This is a genomic window from Plesiomonas shigelloides, assembly GCF_900087055.1.
Classification (GTDB): Bacteria; Pseudomonadota; Gammaproteobacteria; order Enterobacterales; family CAMTGL01; genus Plesiomonas; species Plesiomonas shigelloides.
In genome coordinates this window covers 152,248-175,279 of sequence record NZ_LT575468.1, presented here as the reverse complement: position 1 = coordinate 175,279, position 23,032 = coordinate 152,248, and the positions used below count along the sequence as shown (strand labels likewise).

The following is a 23,032-nucleotide window of genomic DNA, read 5'->3' as shown; positions in this document are numbered from 1 at the left end:
TCAAGTCGGGTCAAGCGCGTTGGTGTAAGTAAACCGTGTCATCCCCCCAGCCGCTCTGCGGCTGGGACTTATCCTTGTGTGCTTAGGTCATAGTTACCTGTCTGAGGCCGGACACCACTGCCCTTTCCGGGTCCGGCTCTTTTTGCTCCGCACTCCCCTTTTCCGTGCCAAACAGCGTTTTTTCTCTGCTAAAACCGGCCTTTTCCCTGCAAATCATCTTTTTTAATGTTGGCAGTAAAATCTGCGTGATTTGCCTTACAAAAGCAGTAAAATGCCGCGCACTACGCTGCCGGTTTTCGCTTCAGTGCCCGGTAGCCAGCCTCTCATAACAACAAAATATCCAAACCAGTGATACAAGGAATGGTAATGAAAAAGTATGCGGCAATGGCGGTGATGTCTGTCGTTCTGGCAGGATGTGCCAGCAATCAGCCCCAGCAATCAGCGGACTATCAATACACCCCACCCACTCCCGTTGCGATCACCAGCAATGGCGAGATAGCTAAGCCCTATGATCTGACCTGGGCGCGCGCCGAGCGTTGGCTGAAAGAGCACAATCTGGCCGCCACCAACCAAGATCGCGCCGCCGGTTTGCTGTCGGTCACCCAAGCAGACTACGTAGATGGCCTCAAATATCTGGATTGCGGTAACGGTGGTAGCAAAGTGGCAATTGCCAACCCAGATGTGAAGCTGAATCTGATCATCACCCCCAATGGGGATAAAAGCGCGGCTAACGTGAACCTAAAAGGCACCAGCCGCGTCGACTACATCGATAGCGATGGCAGCCGGATCGCCGCGCCATCCGTCACCCCCGTGTGCGTATCACGCGGTGTGCTGGAAAGCGAGCTGCTGCAATACTTAAATCAATAAGCAAGCGCGCAGCATCTACAAAAGCCAAATAAAAACGGGCAGCCCCTCAGCTGCCCGTTCTTTTTATCGCTTGCTGACTTAACCCATCAGGCCAGCGCGGTGGTCTGCTCGGTACGCGTCAGGCGTTTGAGCAGCACATTCAGCAATACCCCGTAAGCGGGCAAGAACAGCCCCAAGCTGATGATTAGCTTAAAGCAGTAATCCACGGTGGCAATTTCCACCCAGTGCTGCGCCATGAACGGATCGGGGCTTTTGTAAAAGGCGATAAAGAAGAATGAGACCGTATCGCTAACATTGCCAAACAGCGTCGAAGCTGTTGGTGCTACCCACCACGCCTTCATCTGGCGCAGACGGTTAAAGACATTGATATCCAAGATCTGGCCGAGCAAGTAGGCCATAAAGCTGGCCACCGCAATACGCGCGACAAACAAGTTGAAATCGCCCAGCGCATTGAAGCCCTGAAATTCGCCGTTAAAAAACAGTACCGACACCACATACGAGATCAGCAGCGCAGGCGCCATGACCGCCAGAATAATCCGCCGCGCCAACGAGGCACCATAAATCCGCACCGTCAGGTCAGTCGCCAAGAAGATAAACGGGAATGAGAACGCGCCCCACGTGGTATGAAAACCAAAAATGGAGATCGGCAATTGCACCAGATAGTTACTGGAGGCAATGATAAATACGTGGAACAGCACCAGCCAGATCAGCGCATTACGCTGCTGGGCAGGAGAGAAGGATGACATTGATTGTGCACCTTTTTGTTGGTTGGGGTGAGGGAACCCAAATACATACCCAGCCTGTTGATTCGCTGCGTTATCGGCACGCAGCCACAGGCGTAAGGTGAAATTATAACCGTCTCATCTGGGCTTGTCAGCTCAAAACGTGCGCTCATCCGCGAAGATCTGCGCCAAAAAGGCTAAGACGTCGCCGCCCTCTTCATTCTGCGCTTCTAGCCACAAGCACTCGGTATAATGATCGCCACGCAGCAGCAAAGGGGTACCCTCAAATTCAACCCGCCAAGTGTGCAAATCGGCATCACATTGACGCTCTAAAACCTGCAGCTCTAACCGAGAAATCACCGGCAAAGCCCGCTCGGCGAAATTATCAAAATTGAGCCCCGGCGAGGGAATAGTTATTGAGTAATTTTCCATATCGATTCAAAAACTTCCAATTACGGCTGTGAATTATGCGTTAAGCGACAATATAAACATCAGCAGATTATTCATGAATCCGCAATAAATAGTCGAAGAAATTAAATTTTTCGGACATTTGTCCGATATATCTGTTCTGCTATTACGCTATACCTCCAGCACAAATCACCTTGTGTTATGGTTTTTTAACGCCCCGTCGTGGCGGCGTAGGCTTTCTCCTGGAGACAAAAATGTCATTCCGTGACCTGAATATTGGTAAAAAGCTGTTTTTATCTTTCTCGCTACTCGGCTTGGTTATTATCGGTATTGGTGCTTTATCACTTACTTTGTTTAGCCGCATGAATGAACAGACGTTGGACGTAACCGATAATATCGTTCCCGGCATCATGATCGTTTCTCAAACCAGTGAAGCCGTTAGCAGCTTTCGCCGTTACCAATTAGGTTATCAACTCGTATTAGATAATCCCCAAAAAAACCAATACTTCGATAAAATTAACGCACTGCGTGCACAAGTGGACTCCGAGCTGGAAAAATACGCACCGTATGCGTTCAGTGCGGAAGATAAGCAGATGTTTCAGAACGTAAAAATTCAGTGGCAGCGCTATCTGGATATCAATCAGGACGTAATGAATAATCTGCAAAATGGTAATTTAGCGCAAGCTGAGCAGATTTTACTCAATCAGGGCATGACACAATTTTCCGAGCTAAATAATTCCATCAATGCACTGATCAAAATTAATAAACAATACGCCAATGAAAGTCGCACCAAAGCTGTACAAATTTACTCCTCGGTGCAGCTGTATGTCTCCATCAGTATTCTAATTGCCATTGCGCTCGTTACTGTATTAGCCCGCGTTCTAACCCGCCAAATTCGCGACCCTCTCCTGACTATCCTGGATCAAGCCAAACAAATCTCTAACGGTAACCTGCAACGCGGTGTGCTGTGTGATTATCTGGCATCTGGCCAAGCGGCACGCGATGAGATTGGCCAAGTCGCCTTTGCTATTCGCGATATGAAAGAAGGCTTGGGACATCTGGTCAATGAAATATCCTCCTCCGTTTCCCAGCTCAGCACTGCGGTAGAAGAAGTGAGTGCCATTGCCGAACAATCTTCTCATGGCATGCAACAGCAGCAATCCGAAGTCTCGCAGCTGGCCACCGCGATGAACGAGATGCAATCCACCGTGCAAGAAGTCTCCCGTAACACCACCGATGCCGCCAGTGCCGCCCATCAAGCCTCCAATGCCTCAGATTCCGGCAGTAAAGTGGTGCAGGATGCAATTGGCAGTATCGAACGTGTCGCCAGTGAAATCGAACACTCCGGCCAAGTGGTTCAGCAGCTGGAGCAAGACAGTGCCAGCATCAGTGTGGTGCTGGATGTGATCCGCAACATTGCCGACCAAACTAACCTGCTGGCGCTGAACGCAGCAATTGAAGCGGCGCGCGCTGGTGAGCAAGGTCGCGGCTTTGCCGTGGTGGCCGATGAAGTCCGCACGCTGGCACAGCGCACCCAAGACTCGACCGCGGAGATCAACAAGATCATCGAAGTGCTGCAATCACGCGCCGCTGAAGCCGGTCAAGCGATGCAGATCAGTCGCCAACAGATGCATACTAGTGTCGAGCAAGCACGCAATGCTGGGGCCACCATCGCCCAAATTAACCACGCAGTGGTACGCATTTCCGATATGAACACTCAGATTGCCAGCGCTACCGAGCAGCAAAACTCGGTGACCGATGAGCTCAATCGCAGCATTGTCACTATCCACAATGCTTCCGATGAAGTGGCGCAAGGCGCGAATCAGACTGCGCAAGCCTGTGCGGAGCTGAGCCAGCTGGCCATTCACCTGCAACAGGTCACCAATCGTTTCGCGGTATAAATTCCCCCTGCATATCGCGCCGACATCAGTCGGCGCACTAAGATACCGCTTACACTGGCCGTCATTGAGAATATGGCGGTCAGTGATATATCCCTTCGCTTTTTCCTTTCCCCCAATACCGCTTTTTTATTCTTTTTCCTCTCTGGCTCTGTCGATTTATCATTCATTTAAAATCAATCAGTTAATCTAAACGCAACGGAATACACGCCGAATCGTCACACTAAATTTTCTTTTTTGCTTTAATTTTACCCAGCCGCAGCCGTTATTAATAAATATATACAAAAAGATACATATATTAAGTTGCACCATTGGGATGTTGTCGTTGCGACGCCTTATTCCTGACCGCTTAAACTTGCTAAATGAGAATAATGGTATGTTATTGAAGCACCTTTCCATCGGCAAAAAGCTGACCTCCGCATTTTCTTTATTGTGTTTGTTAATCATCGGCATCGGCCTATTCTCGCTGTTGCAATTCAGCCGCTTAAACGGTGGTTCACAGCATCTAGCAGAACAGGTGATCCCGAGCATCACTCAGGCGGCCACTATCGATAGCCACATCAGCCGATTGCGCCGCAATGAAATGGGGATCATCGTGGTCTACGATAACCCAACCATGAAGGCTGACTATCAGAAGCTGTTAGACGCCATTCCCGCCCAAATTGATGATGCCATTGCCCAATTTGCGCCGTTGCTGGAAAGCGAGCAGGAGCGCCAGATCTATAACAACATCAAAAATGAGTGGTTAGCCTATCAAGGTCTGCATCGTCAGATGATGGACGCTATCGAGCGCGGTGATTTGCAGCAAGCGCGTTATATTTTGGTCGACCAAAGCCGCAGCCTATTCAGACAACTCACCGCACACGTACAAGATTTAATCAATATTAATCAGACCTTTGCCAACAATGCACGCCAAGATGTAGACAATATCTTCAGTGCCTCGAAGGTCAGTATTGCTATCAGCATTGCGCTCGCCGTGGTCATGGTGGTGTTCTTTGCCACCCTGCTGACGCGGCAAATCCGCGATCCACTGTTGCTGCTAGTAAGTCAGGCACGCCTGATTGCTAACGGGCAGCTTGGCCGCTCTGCGCTGTGCGACTATATCGACTCCGGTAAACTCTCTCGCGATGAAACGGGGCAGCTGGCGATCCGGCAGATGAAAGAGGGGCTGTATACTCTGGTCAATGAAATCACCTCCTCGGTATCGCAACTCAGTGCCGCCGTCGAGGAAGTGAGTGCTATCGCCGAACAATCGGCGCACGGCATGCAGCAGCAACAGTCGGAAGTCTCACAATTGGCCACCGCCATGAACGAGATGCAATCCACGGTGCAAGAAGTGTCACGTAATACCACCGAAGCGGCATCCGCAGCACAAGTGGCCTCGGCCTCCTCAGGCAGTGGAAGCAAAGTGGTGCAAGATGCCATTGGCAGTATTGAGCGGGTCGCCAGTGAAATTGAACACTCCGGTCAAGTGGTACATCAGCTGGAGCAAGACAGCGCCAGCATCAGCATGGTTCTGGATGTGATCCGCAATATTGCCGATCAAACTAACTTACTGGCACTGAATGCGGCCATTGAGGCAGCGCGGGCTGGCGAACAAGGGCGTGGTTTTGCCGTGGTAGCCGATGAAGTACGCACGCTGGCACAGCGCACCCAAGACTCGACCGCTGAGATCAACAAAATTATCGAAGTACTGCAATCACGTGCCGCAGAAGCCGGTCAAGCCATGCAGTTAAGTCGTCAACAAATGCATACCAGTGTCGAGCAAGCGCGCAACGCCGGCGCCACCATCGAACAAATTAATGATGCGGTGATACGTATTTCCGATATGAATACCCAAATTGCCAGCGCCACCGAGCAGCAAAACTCCGTGACCGATGAGCTCAACCGCAGCATTGTTAACATCCACAATGCCTCCGATGAGGTGGCACAAGGTGCCAACCAGACCGCACAGGCCTGTGGTGAACTCAATCAACTGGCGAACAATCTACAGCAGACGATTGCTCGATTTAGTCTATAAGGGGTTCTCTTCGCTTTAGCTCGCATCTCTACACCGTGGCGCTGGCTATCCAAGCCAGCGCTGCCGGCCAAATACATTTCTCGATATAAGCACTTATATCAAGCCACAGGTTAAAGTTAGACATAAACACCACCACAATCACTTAATTAAGCACATCGAACCAGATAGTTAATTGAATATCGCACAATAAATCCAGCGCCACGGCAAAAACACAAAACAAAGTAAATATGACAGTGAGATATATTTATATTTGTCGCACAATTTAGTCGGCGACGTTATTTTTTGCATTGCGTGCGGTTTAATTGCCAATCGCTGCATATTTGGCTGTTTTTTATCCCAATGACACAGATCACATTTAATATTCTTTTTTTCTATCCGATAGATTCTTTCTGAATACATTATCGAAAATAGACCTGACGCATCATGTTTGAAACTAGCAATGGAGCATGCGGTTAAATTCAATTTCTGATGCGATATCACTGCCGTTATGCTGGAGCAATCAATGTCATTACGTGACTTAAATATCGGTAAAAAGCTGTTCTTATCCTTTTCCTTGCTCTGTCTGATTATTATCGGGATTGGGGGCTTATCACTGACACTGTTTCAACGCATGAACGCCGAAACGTTGGAAGTGACTGATAATACAGTACCTAGTCTGATGCTAGTGTCCGAAGCATCGATCCTGATTAGCGACTTTCGTCGTTACGAACTGGGCTATTTACTGGTTATTAATGACGCAAACCGTCAAGAGTATCTGAATAAATTGCTGGAGCTGAAACAAGATGCCAGTAATGAGTTGCAAAAATACGCCAGCTATGTATCAGGTGCCGATGATCAAGAGGCTTATCAGCGCGTCACCAATAAATGGGCGCAATATCTGAACATCCACAATCAGTTTATTTCCGCATTGCATGCAGGCGATATCAATCAAGCTAAGCAAATATTATTGACCTCCGGTAGTTCGACCATTTTTGAGCTGGATGATTTAATCGCCAACTTGATGAAAATTAACCGTGATTACAGTGTGGAAAATCGCACCTCTGCACTCTCTATTTATTCGATGGTAAAACTGAACGTCGGCATTGCGCTATTGGTGGCCATCGGTCTGGTGATATTACTGGCGACAGTGTTGACCCGTCAGATCCGCGATCCATTATTAGTCATTCTGGATCAAGCCCATCAAATTGCCCGCGGTGATTTACAACGTGGGGCGCTGTGTAATTTCCTCGACGCCGGTAAAGCCTCACAAGATGAAATCGGTCAGCTGGCCTTTGCCATTCGCGAGATGAAAGACAATTTGAGTGGCTTGGTGAGCGAGATATCCTCCTCGGTTTCCCAGCTCAGTACTGCGGTGGAGGAAGTGAGCGCCATTGCCGAGCAATCGTCACACGGTATGCAACAGCAGCAATCAGAGGTTTCGCAGCTGGCCACGGCGATGAACGAGATGCAATCCACGGTACAGGAAGTGTCGCGCAATACCACCGATGCCGCCAGCGCCGCCCAGCAAGCATCTGATGCCTCGGACTCCGGCAGCAAAGTGGTGCAGGATGCCATCGGCAGTATCGAGCGTGTAGCCGGTGAAATCGAGCACTCAGGCCAAGTGGTGCAGCAACTGGAGCAAGACAGTGCCAGCATCAGCGTAGTACTGGATGTGATCCGCAATATTGCCGACCAAACCAACTTGCTGGCGCTGAACGCCGCTATTGAAGCTGCGCGTGCCGGTGAACAAGGTCGCGGCTTTGCCGTGGTAGCCGATGAAGTGCGTACCTTGGCACAGCGCACCCAAGATTCCACCGCCGAGATCCATAAGATTATCGAGGTGCTGCAATCGCGTGCCGCCGAAGCGGGTCAAGCGATGCAGGTAAGCCGTCAACAAATGCACACCAGTGTTGAGCAAGCGCGCAATGCCGGTGCTACCATCGAGCAAATTAACCAAGCGGTGGTGCGCATTTCTGATATGAACACGCAGATTGCCAGTGCCACCGAGCAGCAAAGCTCAGTGACCGATGAACTCAATCGCAGCATTGTGACCATTCACAATGCCTCCGATGAAGTGGCGCAAGGCGCTAACCAAACTGCGCAAGCCTGTGCCGAACTCAGCCAACTGGCGATTCACTTGCAGCAAGTGACTAACCGCTTTGCCGTGTAAGCACGCACTCCCGATACGTTAACGGTGATTAAGCGCGGGTTGCCCTTCATTGGGCAACCCGCGCTTTATTGATGGCGATGTGTTAATCGCATCGAATGACCAAACCCACAGTACACTCTAGATACCTAGGCAGCAAAAAGCGTACTTCTCTGCCATCAATAACCCGCCGCCAATAAAAAACCACTCGTCATGTAATCCACGATCCCAATAATAGTGCAAGGTATACGGAAAGAAATTTTTACCATTACACTTTTATTCATTTCTATTATAAATCAATGCATTAGTGACTATTCGTCCGAAAGTGTGTCGAGAATGACATATTTATTTATATCTTTTGGCTTAATTCTGTCCGCCAGCGGCCGCTACTAATCGGTATACAAGGATAAACGTATCTTTTATCGCACCGGCCGGAGGTTCTCTCCGACCGTTACGGAACCTCTTTCTGATCGCTCACCTCTGCTAAACGAGAATAGTGATATGTTATTTAAGCATCTTTCCATCGGCAAAAAGCTGACTGCGGCGTTCTCGCTGTTATGTCTGCTGATTATCGGTATCGGCCTGTTTTCCTTACTGCAGTTCACTCGGCTGAATGCTGAATCACTGGATTTGACTGACAATGTCATGCCAAGTATCCGCGTGGCAGCCCGAATCAGTGATGAAGTGGGTAATTTCCGCCGCTATGAATTGGGCATGTTCTTGGTCAATGACGATCCAAGCCGCAATGCCGAATATCAGCGAGTGCTGCAAAATCTGCCGTCTCAAGTTGATGGTGCGCTGACCGAATATGGCCCGCTGGTCTACAGTGACCACGAACGTCAGACCTATAACAACATTAAAAATGAATGGTTGGCCTATCTGGGTCTGCACCGTCAGGTGATGGATATGTTAAACCGTGGCGAGGTTCAACAAGCACGCCACTTCTTCCTGACCCAAGGGATCCCTGCTTATCAGAAGCTGAATACCCAAACCACCGAGCTGATGAACATCAACCAAGCCTATGCGGTTGAAGGCCGTCAGATGGCGGAAAATGTGTTTAGTTCAGCCAAACTGAGCATCTTCATCTGCATCGCGGTGGCGATTGTTCTGGTGGTGGTTTTCGCTAACATCCTGACGCGTCAAATTCGCGATCCACTGCTGTTGCTGGTTGATCAAGCCAAACAGATTGCTGGCGGTAACTTGGCACGTGGCGCACTGTGTGACTATCTGGACTCCGGCAAAATGGCCAACGATGAAATCGGTCAGTTAGCCAAAGCGATTCGCCAGATGAAAGAAGGTCTGCACCAGCTGGTGAACGAAATCACCTCCTCAGTATCGCAGCTGAGCACTGCGGTGGAAGAAGTGAGCGCGATTGCCGAGCAGTCGTCACACGGTATGCAGCAGCAGCAAAGCGAAGTGTCGCAGCTGGCAACGGCGATGAACGAGATGCAATCCACCGTGATGGAAGTGTCCCGTAACACCACCGATGCCGCCTCAGCGGCGCACGATGCCTCCGAGTCTTCTGGCTCTGGTAGCAAAGTGGTGCACAGCGCGATCCACAGCATTGAAGCAGTGGCGCAAGAAATCGAACATTCTGGCCAAGTGGTACAGCAACTGGAGCAAGACAGTGCCAGCATCAGCGTGGTGTTGGACGTGATCCGCAACATTGCTGACCAAACCAACTTGCTGGCGCTGAACGCCGCTATTGAAGCTGCGCGTGCCGGTGAACAAGGTCGTGGCTTTGCGGTGGTCGCCGATGAAGTGCGTACCTTGGCGCAGCGTACCCAAGACTCGACGGCTGAAATCAACAAGATCATCGAAGTGTTGCAATCCCGTGCTGCCGAAGCCGGTCAAGCGATGCAGATCAGCCGTCAGCAGATGCAAACCAGCGTTGAGCAAGCGCGCAATGCCGGTGCCACTATCGAGCAGATCAATCAGGCGGTGATCCGGATTTCCGACATGAACACCCAGATTGCCAGCGCCACCGAAGAACAAAACTCTGTGACCGAAGAGCTGAACCGCAGCATCGTGAATATTCACAATGCCTCGGATGAAGTGGCGCAAGGCGCTAACCAAACGGCGCAAGCTTGTGCTGAGCTGAGCCAGTTGGCGGTACATCTGCAACAGATGACCAATCGCTTCGCCCTGTAAGCCTCGGCATCCTCTCGGCGTGGTACCACCACCACACCCGGAGCAGGACGCTAAGTAAATAGCGCGCAATAGAGCAACAGGCCATCCAGGCATACTGGGTGGCCTTTTTTATCTCTGCCGTTACCCGCCATCCCCTTTTTACCTCGCGTACTGTGCCTGGCACGGAAAGTTTTCCCAGCATGGATTCGCGCCTGGCTCGGCGATGCGTAAAAATCGAATATTCGTAATAATCGAAAGGTTTTGTGCGTTTTTTGCGCTTTTTTCATGCAGCAGCGGACTACACTGATCCCATCAAGTCCGGGAGGTGTGTATGTTACATCTGAGAAAAAGCGAGCAACGCGGTCATGCCAATCACGGCTGGCTAGATACCTGGCACAGCTTCTCTTTTGCTGATTACTTTGACCCCAGCTACATGGGCTTTTCGGCCCTACGGGTGATTAACGAAGATTTTATTGATGAAGGCTGCGGCTTTCCGACTCACCCGCACAAAGACATGGAGATTCTGACCTACGTCCGCCAAGGTCGGGTCGCCCATAAAGACAGCATGGGCAATGCCACTGAGGTGCAAGCGGGGGAATTCCAAATCATGAGCGCGGGGACCGGTATTCGCCACTCCGAATACAACCCGAGCAATGATGAGCTGCTGCACCTGTTCCAGATCTGGATCCTGCCGCAGCAAAAAGGGCTGGAGCCGCGCTATGCCCAGCGCCGTTTTGAGCCACAATCAGGGCCGCAATTGATCTTGTCACCGGATGCGCGCGATGGCTCGTTGCAGGTGTTTCAAGACATGCAGCTGTGGCGCTGGATGCTCCAGCAAGGTGAGCAAGCAACCTACACGCTGTTGGATAATCGCCGTTTATGGCTGCAACTGGTCAGTGGTAGCTTAACCGTCAATGGTGAACAGTTGGAAAACAGTGATGGGTTAGCGCTGTGGGAAGAAAATCTGCTGCACATCAGCGCCGACAGCGACAGTGAATTCCTGCTATTTGATTTGCCTTAATACGCGGGCGCGGATTAGCGAGCGCTAATTCGATGGCATAGCTCAACCGACATGCCTGTAACCGTCGAGCTATGCTCTTACAAGCCAAGCATGATGCTTGGCTTTTTTATTTCTACCTGCATCGAGAGCACAGCATTCGATTATTACTATTCGGTATCAATATGCTCGCGGATCAGGTGTAAGAACGGTGAGCCAAAGCGCTCCAGTTTACGCTGACCAACACCGTTAACGCTCAACATATCGCGCGCAGTAGTGGGCATTTGCTCAGCCATTTCCTGCAAAGTGGCATCGTTAAACACCACATACGGCGGGATCCCTTCTTCATCGGCGATGGATTTGCGCAGCTTACGCAGCTTGGCAAACAGCTGACGATCATAATGGCTCAACAGTGTCTTGGCGCTGCTACGCAGTTTGCCTAAGGTGACGCGTGGCTGCGCCAATTGCAAACTGACTTCCCCGCGCAGCAACGGTCTGGCCGCTTCGGTCAGCTGTAAGGCGGAATGCAGAGCAATATTCTGGGTGACAAAGCCTAAGTGGATCAGTTGACGTAGCACACTGACCCAATGTTCATGGCTGTGGTCACGCCCGACTCCGTACACCGAAAGCTTGTCATGACCATGATCGCGGATCCGCTGACTCTGCGCCCCGCGCAGCACTTCCACCACGTAGCCCAAACCAAAACGCTGGCCGACCCGATAAATGCACGATAGCGCCTTTTGCGCATCCTCCAAGCCATCATAACGCTTGGGCGGATCAAGGCAGATATCGCAGTTACCGCACGGCTCTTGGCGGCTCTCGCCAAAATAGTTCAGCAGTACCAGACGGCGACACGTTTGCGCTTCGGCAAATGCGCCCATGGCATTGAGCTTGTGGGTTTCCACATCCCGCACCGGTCCGGGCTCTTTTTCTTCCAGCATCCGGCGCAGCCACACCATATCGGCTGGGTCGAAGAACAATACCGCTTCGGCCGGTAAACCATCACGGCCAGCACGGCCCGTTTCTTGATAGTAGGATTCGATGTTGCGCGGAATATCAAAGTGCACCACAAAGCGCACGTTCGGCTTGTTGATCCCCATGCCGAACGCCACCGTAGCGACCACTATCTGTAAATCATCGCGCTGAAAAGCCTCTTGCACATCACTGCGCCGCTCGGTGGTTAATCCGGCGTGATACGCCGCGGCGCTCAAGCCACGGGCTTTCAGACGCTGGGCGGTATCTTCCACCTTGGTGCGGCTATTACAGTAGATAATGCCGCTTTTACCGCGCTGCTCTTGCACATAGCGCAGCAGCTGCTCGGCCGGTTTGAATTTTTCCACCAACGTGTAGCGAATATTGGGGCGGTCAAAGCTGCCCAGATGCAGATCGTAATCGGTGAGCGCCAGATGGCGCACGATATCTTGGCGGGTGGTGTCATCGGCTGTGGCGGTCAGCGCCATCACTGGCAGTTGTGGAAAGCGCTGTTTGATCTCGCCGAGCGCGCGGTATTCTGGGCGAAAATCGTGTCCCCACTGCGAGATACAGTGCGCCTCATCCACCGCCAATAACGAGAGAGGCCACTGCGCCAACTGCTGTTGCAAGCCGCCGGTTAATAAGCGCTCCGGTGAAACATACAGCAATTTGAGCACGCCGCTGCGCGCATCTTGCATTACTTGCAGTTGCTCTTCGCGGCTTAAGGTGGAATTCAGACAGGCGGCGGCCACGCCATTAGCGCGCAATTGGTCGACCTGATCTTTCATCAGCGAGATGAGCGGAGAAATCACCAAGGTCAGACCGGGCAATAACAGCGCCGGCACCTGATAACACAGCGATTTACCGCCACCGGTCGGCATGATGACCAGATTGTCACGGCCGTGCAGCGCCCGTTCGATGATCGCCGCCTGCCCAGGCCGGAACGACTGATAACCGAACACGTCGCGCAGAACCTGCGCGGCCGCTGAAGGAGCTGGAGAAACTTCCGCCACTGACACGCCGCCATCCTATCTCAAGAGAACACAAAGGCGGTATTGTAAAAACACTGCCGCCGTTTGTCGCTATCTGATCGCGGCGTGAGCACATTGCGCGCCGCCGACGCACCAGATATACGGCATGCAGTAACGTCGGCAAGCCCGTCAGTGACGCTTGTTACGCTGACCTACTTACATGATGTCATTCAACATCACGCCAATCCCGAACGAGGTCTGGCGGTAGTTGTAATCAATCATGGTTTGACCGTAACCGGTGAACAGCTGGGTGTAGAAGCGCACGCTTGGCGTCAGTGGATAGCTCCAGCCTAGCTGTACGCTGCCTTTGTCGGAATCCCAGTTGTAGCGCCCTTCCATGCTGTAGACGCTGTCACCGGCTTTATAGCCCACTTGCAGACGGTAGTGGCCGAGGTAATCGACGATATCGGGGTTGTCATCGTTTTTATCCGAGTCCACCCGCACCCACGGCTCTAAATCAACCATCCAGTTACCGCGCTGCGCCATGACGCGCGCATAAATGCGGTTCCAGCTGCGTGAGGTGTCGTGCTTTTCGTCCTGCTCATCGAAATAATCGTAGCCACGACCATTCGACTGGTGCACGAAACCGAACTCCAGCTCTTTAAAGCTCCAGCCGGCCAGATTGTAATCGGTGCTCCACGCGGTAAAGATGCGCGGCTCGTAATTGGTTTCCAAGAACGGCGCAGAAATCGAGAAATTCGTCGCTTGCCACACCGATTTTTGAGTATAGGCAGCGGCAATCACCGAGTTATGACCAAACGCGCCCCGCCAAATCGGGAAGGCAAAGCTGAGCTGGAATTTGATGTTGTCTTTACGCAGGTCATCCGCATCGTAGCCACGGTTGGCATACATGTCTTTGTTGAGACGATCGGTATAGGTGTACAGGATGTAATTGGTGTCATACGGGATCAGCAAAAATGGCGTGTCATGGCGCTCCAGCAAATTTGCAATCCGACCGGCATAATTGGGCCGACTCGCCGCGCTCGCTACTGACTCACTCGCCGTTGCTTCACTGGCCGGTACCGCTGTGCCAGCATCTAAATCCGTTTCCTGAGCCAGCACACTGGCACTGCCTAACGCACTGCTCAGTACCAGTCCTGCACTCAGCCATCCCCGCATACCTGACATAATTACTCCTCTTTAGGTTCTGCCTTCTGCCTTTATTGAGCTTGTTGCCGGCCCTGTCCGCGGTCAGGTTGCCGGTAGGTATCTGCTTATTGTGCGCGCATCCTAACAAGGAATCCCCCGCCGCTGTTAGCAATATCAAGCACTTTTGTGTGAGCAAAAATGTGTCGCAAAAAGTGTGGGCGGTCTGACGCATTGTGCGTGTTTTTTCATCAGCACTGATTTAAAGTAAAAACACTAACGCAACAGTTTAATCACATTAATGGTGATTACCGCTTATGGATAAGGAGCCTGTATGCCATCCCCCTACCTTTCTGTGGCTCAAGCGCGGGATTTTATCGGCCAGATCTTCATGCAGGACATGCCCTTTAACCGCCTGCTGGATATGCAGCTGACACAAAATGATGCAGATTTAGTCGAGATCCGCGTCCCGATGCGCGATGAGCTGATTGGCAATCCGCACCACCGGATCTTGCACGGCGGCGTGACCGCCGCCATTTTGGATGTGGTCGGCGGCATCTTAGCCGCCACCTCAGCCCTGACCCAAGGTGAGCAGCTGACCGAGGCTCTGTTGGCCGAGCGCCTCGGTAAAGTCGGTACCATCGATTTGCGTATCGACTACCTGCGCCCCGGCCGTGGCCAGATGCTGATCGCTACCGGCCACCTGATCCGCGCCGGTAACAAAGTGGCAGTCACCCGTATGGAGCTGCACAACGAGCACGGCACCCATATCGCGTTCGGGACCGGCACCTATCTGGTGGGATGATGCCCGCAGGGGCGAGAGCCTGCTCGCCCCCTACCGGTCTTCTCACTCTGCGCTCAGGCGCAGGCTCATTTTGACTTGGCGGCCACCGGCGGCGCGAACACCGCACTTAGCTGACCCGGTGCACGCAGGTAATGCAGCATCAGATCGCGCACCGTCTGTTCGGTAATGCCACTGAGTACCTGATTGACGTCCATCACCTCCTCTAACGGATAACCGGCTAAGCGGTACTGACTGAGCAGCTCCACCGTAGCAGCAGGTTGCCGCCAGATATCTTGCAACGAGGTCGCCACTTGGCCGCGCGCCTGGGTGAACTCTTGCTCACTGATCCCTTTATCCAGCAGCAAAGCCAGCTGCTCGGCTATCGCCTCTTGCGCTTCTTCTTGCTTGTCCGGTGCCACCAGCACCCGAATTTGTAGCAGATTCAGCTGCATGTCGGTGCTGGGGTAATCCATGTCCACCGCCACACCATAAGTGAGCCCCAAGGCTTCGCGCAGTTGATTCTCCAGACGTTGCTGCAAAATACGCAGCAGCATATCGTGCGCCAAGCGGTGGGCTAAATCATCTTGCATCGCCGGCACTGACAAGCGCGACTCGATAACCAAGGTGCGATCTTCTGGGTTGTCTTGCCGCAACAGCGGTTTACTCTGGCGCAGTAAGAACGGATAACGCGCCCACTCCGGCTCGCCGCCCAAATCAATGCCGCCTAAATAACGCGCGGCCAGCGCAAACACCTTGGCCGGATCCACATCGCCCACCACGACCAGCTCGGCATCTTGCATCGTCGAGATAAAGATCTGGTGCAGCGCCTGCAGCTGTTTCAGCGAAACTTGCTTGAGCTGCGCCGGCGTTGGTAACTCGGCATAGCGGTTATGCGGGAACAGATGTTGATCCAGCGCCTGATTAAAACGCCCTTGCGCGGTGGCCAGATACTGGGTCAACTGACTGGCTTGCTGAGTGCGCACATCGTCCAGCACCTGATTATCCAGCTTCGGCGCCAGTAAGCTCTGGCGCGCCATCGCCAACCAAGCATCGAGGTGTTCAACATCTGACGAGCCACCCAACCCATGCTGGCTCAGGGTGAGCAGTGGCCACATGTCTAAACGGTTCACATCCATAAACTGCTGCGTTTGGGTACGATCTAACGGCCCGACACCGTGCGCGCCCCACACGCCGAGCAATTGACTGGCAGGCAGCAGCTCCACCGGCAGTGAACGCACACCGCCACGCGAGCGTAAACGCAGATAAATGCGGTCTTTAGCTTGCGGGTCTTGGCGGACCAGCACCGATAAGCCGTTACTCAGCAACGCGCGACTCAGTTTCCACTGCGGCCAGCTTTGCTGCTCGGTGATCTGGCCGATCTGTGCTGGCGTAGCCAACATTTGCTGCGCGGCGGCGGCACCCGATTCGCTGCGACTCAACGGCGCTTGCGGCTGTGCGGACAAAAAGCGCCAGGCCTGCATCAGGCTATCAGCGGATTGCGCCGCTTCACTGTGCGGTTGCATCAGCACCAAGACCGGCTCGATCGCCAGCTGACGCTGCAGCTCTTGATTCACCCGCTCTAAACTTAAGTTTTGCAAGAAGGTGGCGCGTAAACGGCGATACTGCTCCGGTCCCAGATCTGGCGCCCCCGACTCGAGAGCAAACAGACGCTGATTAATAAAATCGCCGCTGGTCATGCGGGCGTATTGCTCGTAAAAGCGGTTGAGATCGTCATTGGCCAAGCGATGCGCTAAAGTCAGCTCGCTAGGTAACACCCCGTGCTGACGCAAACGAGCCAACTCGGTGGCCACAAATTGCAGCCACTTTTGCCGCTGCTCGGCATCGCTTTCCACGCTCAGCGCGCACGACTCGCGCGCATAACGCACACTGCAGCCCAAGGTTAAACTGATCGGCTGACTGCCATGCTGGCTGATGGCATCGCTCAGGCGCTGGCGGATCAAACCGCGCACAAAATCCCCCAACCACAACGCATCTAACGCGGCGCTGTCTTGTGGCGGCTGCCACGCGCTGTCCCACACCAACAGCAATTGGTTGTTCAATTGCTTGTGCGCGCTGATTTGCAGTGGGCTGGCCGCCAGTGGCGGCAGCACGGCCGGTGGCACGGCCTCGCTACGCTTGCCCTGCAGAGGGGCAAACAAATGCGCCACTTCACTGCTGACCTTGCGCGCATCCACATTGCCGCTGATCAGCAGCGTCATCGCATCTGGGGTGTACCACTGACGGTAAAAGGCCTGTAAACGCTCACGGGTGGCACTGTTGATCACCTCGGCTTCACCAATCGGATCGTGCTTGGCCAGCGCGGAGCCTTTGATTTGGTAATCCCACCACTGCTGATGGGCCGAACGTTGATTCTTATCGCGGGTCAGGCTCTCACCCAAAATGACCCCGCGCTCGGCCGACACCTGCGCCGGCTGCAAGCTCAGGCCACCGGCGACATCACTGAGCCAAGTCAGAGCCGGGGTCAGCAACTGCGGCTTATCGGCCGGTAAACTGATGCGGTACAGGGTGTTGTCATATTCGGTGGAGGCATTGAGGTCATCGCCAAAGGTCAACCCAGCTTGCTGCCAGAGATCGCGAATGGCTTGCTCAGGGAAACGGGCGGTGCCGTTAAAGGCCATGTGTTCCAGGAAATGAGCATAACCGGCCTGCTCAGGGCGCTCTTGTAGCGAGCCGGTACGCACCAGCAAGCGCAACTCGATGCGATCGTTCGGCCGCTGTGGGGTATTTAAGATCTGCCAATGCAGGCCGTTATCCAGTCGCCCTTCCAACCAAGCCGGATCCGGTTGCAACGCCTCGGCCGCCACCTGCGTAGCCACCAGCATCAGCGCCGCCGCCAGCCACGCCATCACGCGCGCCATACCACGCGCAAGGTGGCGCCTTACATATCCCTGTACCATGTTTTCTCATCCTGATAATCAGCCGATGGCGCCCCACATACGAGCAGCCATCACAAGCTTGGCGATAACAATATAAGTAATAATCTGCGTTAGTAATTAAGCAGTGATGCGCGCGTAATGACCCGCGCGTCACTTACTCAATGACAAACTGAACACGTCGGTTCTGTGCGCGTCCGGCGGCGGTGCTGTTGGTGGCGACCGGCTCACTTTCCCCAGCACTGCGCAGTGGGCCAATTTGCGAGGCCGGCGCGCTGTTATTCAGCAAACTGCGGGCGGTCGATTGCGAACGACGCATCCCGAGCCCTTGGTTAAAGGCAGCGCTACCAATGCTGTCGGTATGCCCGACCAAGCCCACACGCAGATCGCTTTGCTGCATCACGCGCGCCACACAGCGCACGATCGCCTGATCGCGCGGGTTAAGCTCGCTGCGATTAAAGGCAAAATGCACCGGATCGACCCCCAGCACATCAAACTGGTTATGTTGCAAATACTGCTCGCAATCCGCGGGGATCACCTGCGCCGGATAGGGGCCAGCAATCGGCATCTGATAACCGCGCGAGATCACTTCCTCATGGACCTGAAACAGCACCGGAACATCCGCCAACGCGCGGCTCACCGGTAGCGCCACCAAGGTGCTCATGACACAGCCCAGCCACCATCTGTGTGACCCAGTTCGTTGCAATGGCATCATATCCTTCTCCTGCATCCCACCGCGCGGTGATTATCCGCATCTGTCTATTATGCGAGCGAAAGTACCCAAGACGCAATGCCACGACCGCAGGCTACACCACGGCGCTTATTGGCTGTCGGCCTCGGTGGTGGGCGTTTTCGCACCCCGCTTACGCGGCGGCTCGGCCTGCAGCAATAAACCCTGTAAACGGGTAAATTGACGCGCCAGCTCCCGATTGAGCCACAGATAACCAAACGGACTGAGCGGCAAACGCCCCGCTTCACGCAGCGGTACAACGCCAGCTTGAACAAAGGTCTCGAACATGCCGCTATCCGGGCGCGATGCATCTTGGCCGCGCAAACGCATCGCCTGCGCGTTCATCGCCCGCGCCAGCTGCATTTGCTCGGCTTTCAGTTTCGGCAATTCCCAATGGATTTGCGCATCAGAATAAGCTTGGTGGGTTCCGACCAGCAGTTCTAAGGTACTGAGCATCAGACGCAGCAAGTTTTGAATTTCGTTGAGGGTTTCCAACGGTAAGAAGTGCTCACGCGAGGCCGGAGCCAACAGAGGCCGCATCGAAAGATGGCGGTTATAGATGGTTTTAATGGCTTGTTCGCTGTCAAGTGACTGTAACAGCGCTTCCGAGCGATGCACTTGATACAGTTGCGCCATCGCTTTGAGATTATCGCTCAGCAGTAATTGCCAGCGGCGTGACGCGTGTTGCGGGAAGATACTGCTAAAGAAGATCGCCAGCACGGTGCCGATCAAGACATCGGCGGCACGCCATAAGGCTTCTTGCTCGCCGGCCATTCCGCCCCAGCCAATCATGGCCAGCGTGATCCCGCACAGCATCGCCACATACGGGCGCTTGCCAAGGCCATAATAGCCACACGCCGTTGCCACCAGACTCATCCACGCCCATGCCGCCCACGGCGCAATCAACTGCATTTTGATACTAATCAGACCGGCGGCTGCGCCAATCAGGGTACCGAGAATGCGGTGCCAGCCCTTTTGCCACACGCCCCCCATGTAGGGAATGTTACTCATCACCACCAACAGGGTGACCAGTACCCACGGGCTATGGCCGAGCGGCGCGTAATGCAACAGGATTAAGGTCAGCAGGAAGGCCGAACCGACACGCAGCGCATGATAGGCTCGATAGTGGCGAAAGATAAATTCGCGATCAACTAAACGCACGGGAAGAACCACGCAGCAAAAAAGAGAGCCTGCATTTTAGCAGGCTCCTGGCGTGAGAACAGAAAAATGTGATTACAGCCACACAAACCAAGCGAACAAACTGATAACCAGAATGCACACTAAGTTCAGCCACCAACCCACGCGGATCATGTCGCGTTGGCGCACCAAACCGGTACCAAACACAATCGCATTCGGCGGTGTGGCCACTGGCAGCATGAAGGCAAACGATGCGCCCATCCCGATCACCAAGGTCAGCAGTAACGGCGGCATGCCTAAAGCTTCAGCCACAGTCGCAAACACCGGCACCAGCAGCGCCGCACTGGCGGTATTCGAGGTAAATTCGGTCAGGAAGATGATAAACGCGGCCACGGCTAAGATAATGATGAACCAGTGGCTGGCACCGAAGATGTCCGCCATGCCGTTGGCCATCACCAAGCTGGCACCAGAGTCTTTCAGCACCGCACTTAAGGTCAGACCGCCACCGAACAGCATCAGCACACCCCACTCGGTGTTTTTCTGAATTTGCTGCCAATTGGCCACGCCGGTTGCACCAATCAGCACCGCAGCACTTAACGCCACCAGTGAGTCAAATTGCTTGATCCCACCGAGTGCTGCACTGATTTGGCTACTGAAAATCCAGCACACTACCGTCACCGCAAAGATGCTCAAGGTGATCATGCGCGACGGTGTCCACACCATGGTTTCCGTTTCGATGCTGACCACATGCTTGAGGTTCGGGCGCAGCACCAGATACAGCACCGCCATCATCACCGGCATGGTCACCAGCATCACTGGCAGGCCGAACTTCATCCAACCGGCAAAATCCAATCCCAATTGAGCAGCGGCGATCGCGTTTGGTGGGCTGCCCACCAAGGTACCCAGACCGCCGATACTGGCGCTATAAGCCACCCCCAGCAGCACGAATACGAAAGTACGGCTGTCTTTTTCCTTATCCAATTTGCTCAGGATCCCCAGCGCCAGTGGCAGCATCATCGCCGCAGTGGCGGTGTTACTGATCCACATCGAAAGCGCTGCGGTAACCCCAAACAGCAGCAGCACCGCGGTCGACATCTTGCCGCGCGCCAGTACCATCAGACGATTAGCGATCAGGCGATCTAGCCCTTGAATATGCAGCGCGGTCGCCAGCGCAAAGCCGCCGAAGAACAGGAAAATAATCGGATCGGCAAACGAAGATAGTGCTTTAGGCGCATCCAACAAGCCAAGGCCGACGGCAACCAGCGGCACCAGCAGCGCGGTTAAGGTGACATGCAGCGCTTCGGTCAACCACAGCACGCCGATAAAGACCATCAGCGCCAAGCCTTTGTTAGCATCGGGGCTAAACGGTAATACGTTGAGTAATAAAGCAAACAGCGCCATATCCAGCAGGATAATGACGCCATTGCGGCTAACACCTGCGCCCAGCGCCGGAGTGAGAGGAACATCGGCCATATGGTAAAACTCCCTGTGAAAATACGACCTGTGGCCGGTATGCATGTAGAGTCACCTACAAACACACCTTGATTTCACACAAAGATAACCAAATAAAAACATTCAGCCAGAGGACAACTAGTCAAATATGCTACATATTATCAATCTGAGAGCTGAAGCGTTTTAGACCTTAAAAAGAATATGGCTATGCAAGCATAGCCATTTCTAACATTCGGCTGTTTTAAACCCCGCGGGTTAAATTCCTGCCGCGAGGTTGCCGTGTTTGCAATTGTTGTCGTAGTGACAGAATGCGACTTAGTGCCTAAAGCGCATGACTGAGGCGCTTAACGCCACACAAACCAAGCAAACAGCGTCACGATGCCGACGCACAGCAAGTTAAGCCAAATCCCCACGCGCACCATCTCGCTTTGGCGAATTTGCCCCGTACCAAACACAATCGCGTTGGGCGGTGTGGCCACCGGTAACATAAAGGCGCACGACGCCCCCATGCCGATCACCAGCGTCAGCAGGGCCGACGGCATGCCGAGCGCTTCAGCCACAGTCGCAAATACCGGCACTAACAGCGCTGCACTGGCGGTGTTAGAGGTAAATTCGGTCAGGAAGATGATAAACGCCGCCACCGCCAGAATAATGATGAACCAGTGACCGGCGCCAAACAGATCGGCCATGCCGTTAGCCATCACCACGCTAGCCCCTGACTCTTTTAACACCGCACTCAAGGTCAGGCCGCCGCCAAACAGCATCAGCACGCCCCACTCGGTGTTTTTCTGGATCTGCTGCCAATTAGCCACCCCACAGGCACCAATCAACACTGCGGCACTTAACGCCACCAGCGAGTCAAACTGCTTCACGCCCCCCAGCGCAGCACTGATCTGGGTACTGAAAATCCAACACACCACGGTCAGGGCAAAAATCGCCAGAGCCAGCAGACGCGGACGCGTCCAACTCAAGGTTTCCACTTCCACCTTAAAGGTATGGCGTAAGTTCGGGCGCAGCAGCAGATAAAGCAGCCCAATCATCAGCGGCATGGTGACCAGCATCACCGGGATCCCGAATTTCATCCAACCGGCAAAATCTAAACCCAATTGCGCCGCCGCGATCGCGTTTGGTGGGCTACCGACCAAGGTGCCCAAGCCACCAATACTGCAGCTATAGGCAATGCCGAGCAGCACAAACACGAAGGTACGGTGGTCTTTTTCGCGATCAAGCTGCGCCAGCACGCCCAGCGCCAGTGGCAGCATCATGGCGGCCGTGGCGGTGTTACTGATCCACATCGACAACCCCGCCGACACCCCAAACAGCATCATCACCGCCACGCTCATTCGACCGCGTGCCGCCAGCAGCAGCTGATTGGCCAGCAGACGGTCAATGCTCTGAATGTGCAGCGCGGTGGCCAAGGCAAAACCACCGAAGAACAGGAAAATGATCGGATCAGCAAACATCGACAGCGCTTTAGGCGCTTCCAGCAGCCCCAGCACCACCGCCATAATCGGCACCAGCAGCGCGGTCAGGGTGACGTGCAAGGCTTCGGTCAGCCACAGCACACCGATAAAAATCATCAGCGCCAACCCTTTGTTGGCCGCCGGCTCAAACGGTAAAAACGCCAACAGCAATCCCAGCAGCAGAATATCCGCTGCCAAAATCACACTGCTACGACTGATACCACCAGACGCGGGTGAAGGAGAGACAGACAGCTCGCTCATAAATCATCCTTTCTTGTTGGGGATCAATAACCCCGCAGTTAAGCAACAGACACAA

The 23,032-nt window shown here is 53.6% G+C and carries 16 protein-coding genes; 7 read left to right on the top strand and 9 right to left on the bottom strand.

Annotated features, from left to right (window positions below):
* Positions 1-366: 366 nt before the first annotated feature.
* A complete protein-coding gene (locus tag NCTC9997_RS00730) occupies positions 367-867 on the top strand; it encodes a hypothetical protein (protein ID WP_010862848.1) in 501 nt (166 codons plus the stop codon).
* 86 nt (positions 868-953) lie between these two features.
* On the opposite strand, the gene NCTC9997_RS00725 is transcribed toward NCTC9997_RS00730, so the two are convergent.
* Positions 954-1,613 carry a 7-cyano-7-deazaguanine/7-aminomethyl-7-deazaguanine transporter gene (locus NCTC9997_RS00725; RefSeq protein ID WP_010862849.1) on the bottom strand — a complete coding sequence of 220 codons (660 nt, stop codon included), beginning with the start codon at positions 1,611-1,613 and terminating at the stop codon, positions 954-956.
* 132 nt (positions 1,614-1,745) lie between these two features.
* The gene (locus NCTC9997_RS00720; protein ID WP_064977085.1) at positions 1,746-2,021 is read right to left on the bottom strand and encodes a DUF3630 family protein; all 276 of its coding nucleotides are present in this window, start codon (positions 2,019-2,021) and stop codon (positions 1,746-1,748) included.
* 230 nt (positions 2,022-2,251) lie between these two features.
* On the opposite strand from NCTC9997_RS00720, the gene NCTC9997_RS00715 reads away from it, so the two are divergent.
* The 5 genes from NCTC9997_RS00715 to NCTC9997_RS00695 all read left to right on the top strand — a co-directional run bounded on the left by NCTC9997_RS00715 (position 2,252) and on the right by NCTC9997_RS00695 (position 11,191).
* Complete coding sequence (locus tag NCTC9997_RS00715; RefSeq protein ID WP_010862851.1) at positions 2,252-3,898, top strand: methyl-accepting chemotaxis protein; 1,647 nt, start codon at positions 2,252-2,254, stop codon at positions 3,896-3,898.
* Between the two features lie 373 nt (positions 3,899-4,271).
* Complete coding sequence (locus tag NCTC9997_RS00710; protein WP_064977084.1) at positions 4,272-5,915, top strand: methyl-accepting chemotaxis protein; 1,644 nt, start codon at positions 4,272-4,274, stop codon at positions 5,913-5,915.
* A gap of 502 nt (positions 5,916-6,417) precedes the next feature.
* Positions 6,418-8,064 (top strand): methyl-accepting chemotaxis protein, encoded by a 1,647-nt coding sequence (locus tag NCTC9997_RS00705; protein ID WP_064977083.1) that lies wholly within the window; start codon positions 6,418-6,420, stop codon positions 8,062-8,064.
* Positions 8,065-8,541: 477 nt separating this feature from the next.
* Positions 8,542-10,191, top strand: coding sequence for a methyl-accepting chemotaxis protein (locus NCTC9997_RS00700; protein WP_064977082.1), 1,650 nt, complete (start codon positions 8,542-8,544; stop codon positions 10,189-10,191).
* Positions 10,192-10,501: 310 nt separating this feature from the next.
* Complete coding sequence (locus NCTC9997_RS00695) at positions 10,502-11,191, top strand: pirin family protein (RefSeq protein WP_010862855.1); 690 nt, start codon at positions 10,502-10,504, stop codon at positions 11,189-11,191.
* Between the two features lie 146 nt (positions 11,192-11,337).
* Here the strand turns inward: NCTC9997_RS00695 and recQ are convergent, their stop codons facing one another.
* Complete coding sequence (recQ, locus tag NCTC9997_RS00690) at positions 11,338-13,158, bottom strand: ATP-dependent DNA helicase RecQ (RefSeq protein WP_010862856.1); 1,821 nt, start codon at positions 13,156-13,158, stop codon at positions 11,338-11,340.
* Positions 13,159-13,326: 168 nt separating this feature from the next.
* On the bottom strand, positions 13,327-14,298 hold the full coding sequence (pldA, locus tag NCTC9997_RS00685; protein ID WP_082935439.1) for a phospholipase A: 972 nt from the start codon (positions 14,296-14,298) through the stop codon (positions 13,327-13,329).
* A 292-nt stretch (positions 14,299-14,590) separates the two neighbouring features.
* Between pldA and NCTC9997_RS00680 the strand changes: the two genes are divergently transcribed.
* Positions 14,591-15,061, top strand: a complete 471-nt coding sequence (locus tag NCTC9997_RS00680; RefSeq protein ID WP_039046430.1) for a thioesterase family protein — start codon at positions 14,591-14,593, stop codon at positions 15,059-15,061.
* Between the two features lie 65 nt (positions 15,062-15,126).
* Here NCTC9997_RS00680 and NCTC9997_RS00675 read toward each other — a convergent pair whose 3' ends face one another.
* From NCTC9997_RS00675 to NCTC9997_RS00655, 5 genes are all read right to left on the bottom strand, one after another.
* A complete protein-coding gene (locus NCTC9997_RS00675) occupies positions 15,127-17,958 on the bottom strand; it encodes a M16 family metallopeptidase (protein WP_082935438.1) in 2,832 nt (943 codons plus the stop codon).
* Positions 17,959-18,091: 133 nt separating this feature from the next.
* A complete protein-coding gene (locus tag NCTC9997_RS00670) occupies positions 18,092-18,649 on the bottom strand; it encodes an OmpA family protein (protein ID WP_165807660.1) in 558 nt (185 codons plus the stop codon).
* A gap of 105 nt (positions 18,650-18,754) precedes the next feature.
* Entirely contained in the window at positions 18,755-19,825 is a 1,071-nt protein-coding gene (locus tag NCTC9997_RS00665; protein WP_064977079.1) for an FUSC family protein, read from the bottom strand.
* Between the two features lie 72 nt (positions 19,826-19,897).
* Positions 19,898-21,274, bottom strand: a complete 1,377-nt coding sequence (locus tag NCTC9997_RS00660; RefSeq protein WP_010862862.1) for an SLC13 family permease — start codon at positions 21,272-21,274, stop codon at positions 19,898-19,900.
* A gap of 323 nt (positions 21,275-21,597) precedes the next feature.
* A complete protein-coding gene (locus tag NCTC9997_RS00655) occupies positions 21,598-22,977 on the bottom strand; it encodes an SLC13 family permease (protein ID WP_177331138.1) in 1,380 nt (459 codons plus the stop codon).
* Positions 22,978-23,032 lie beyond the last annotated feature (55 nt).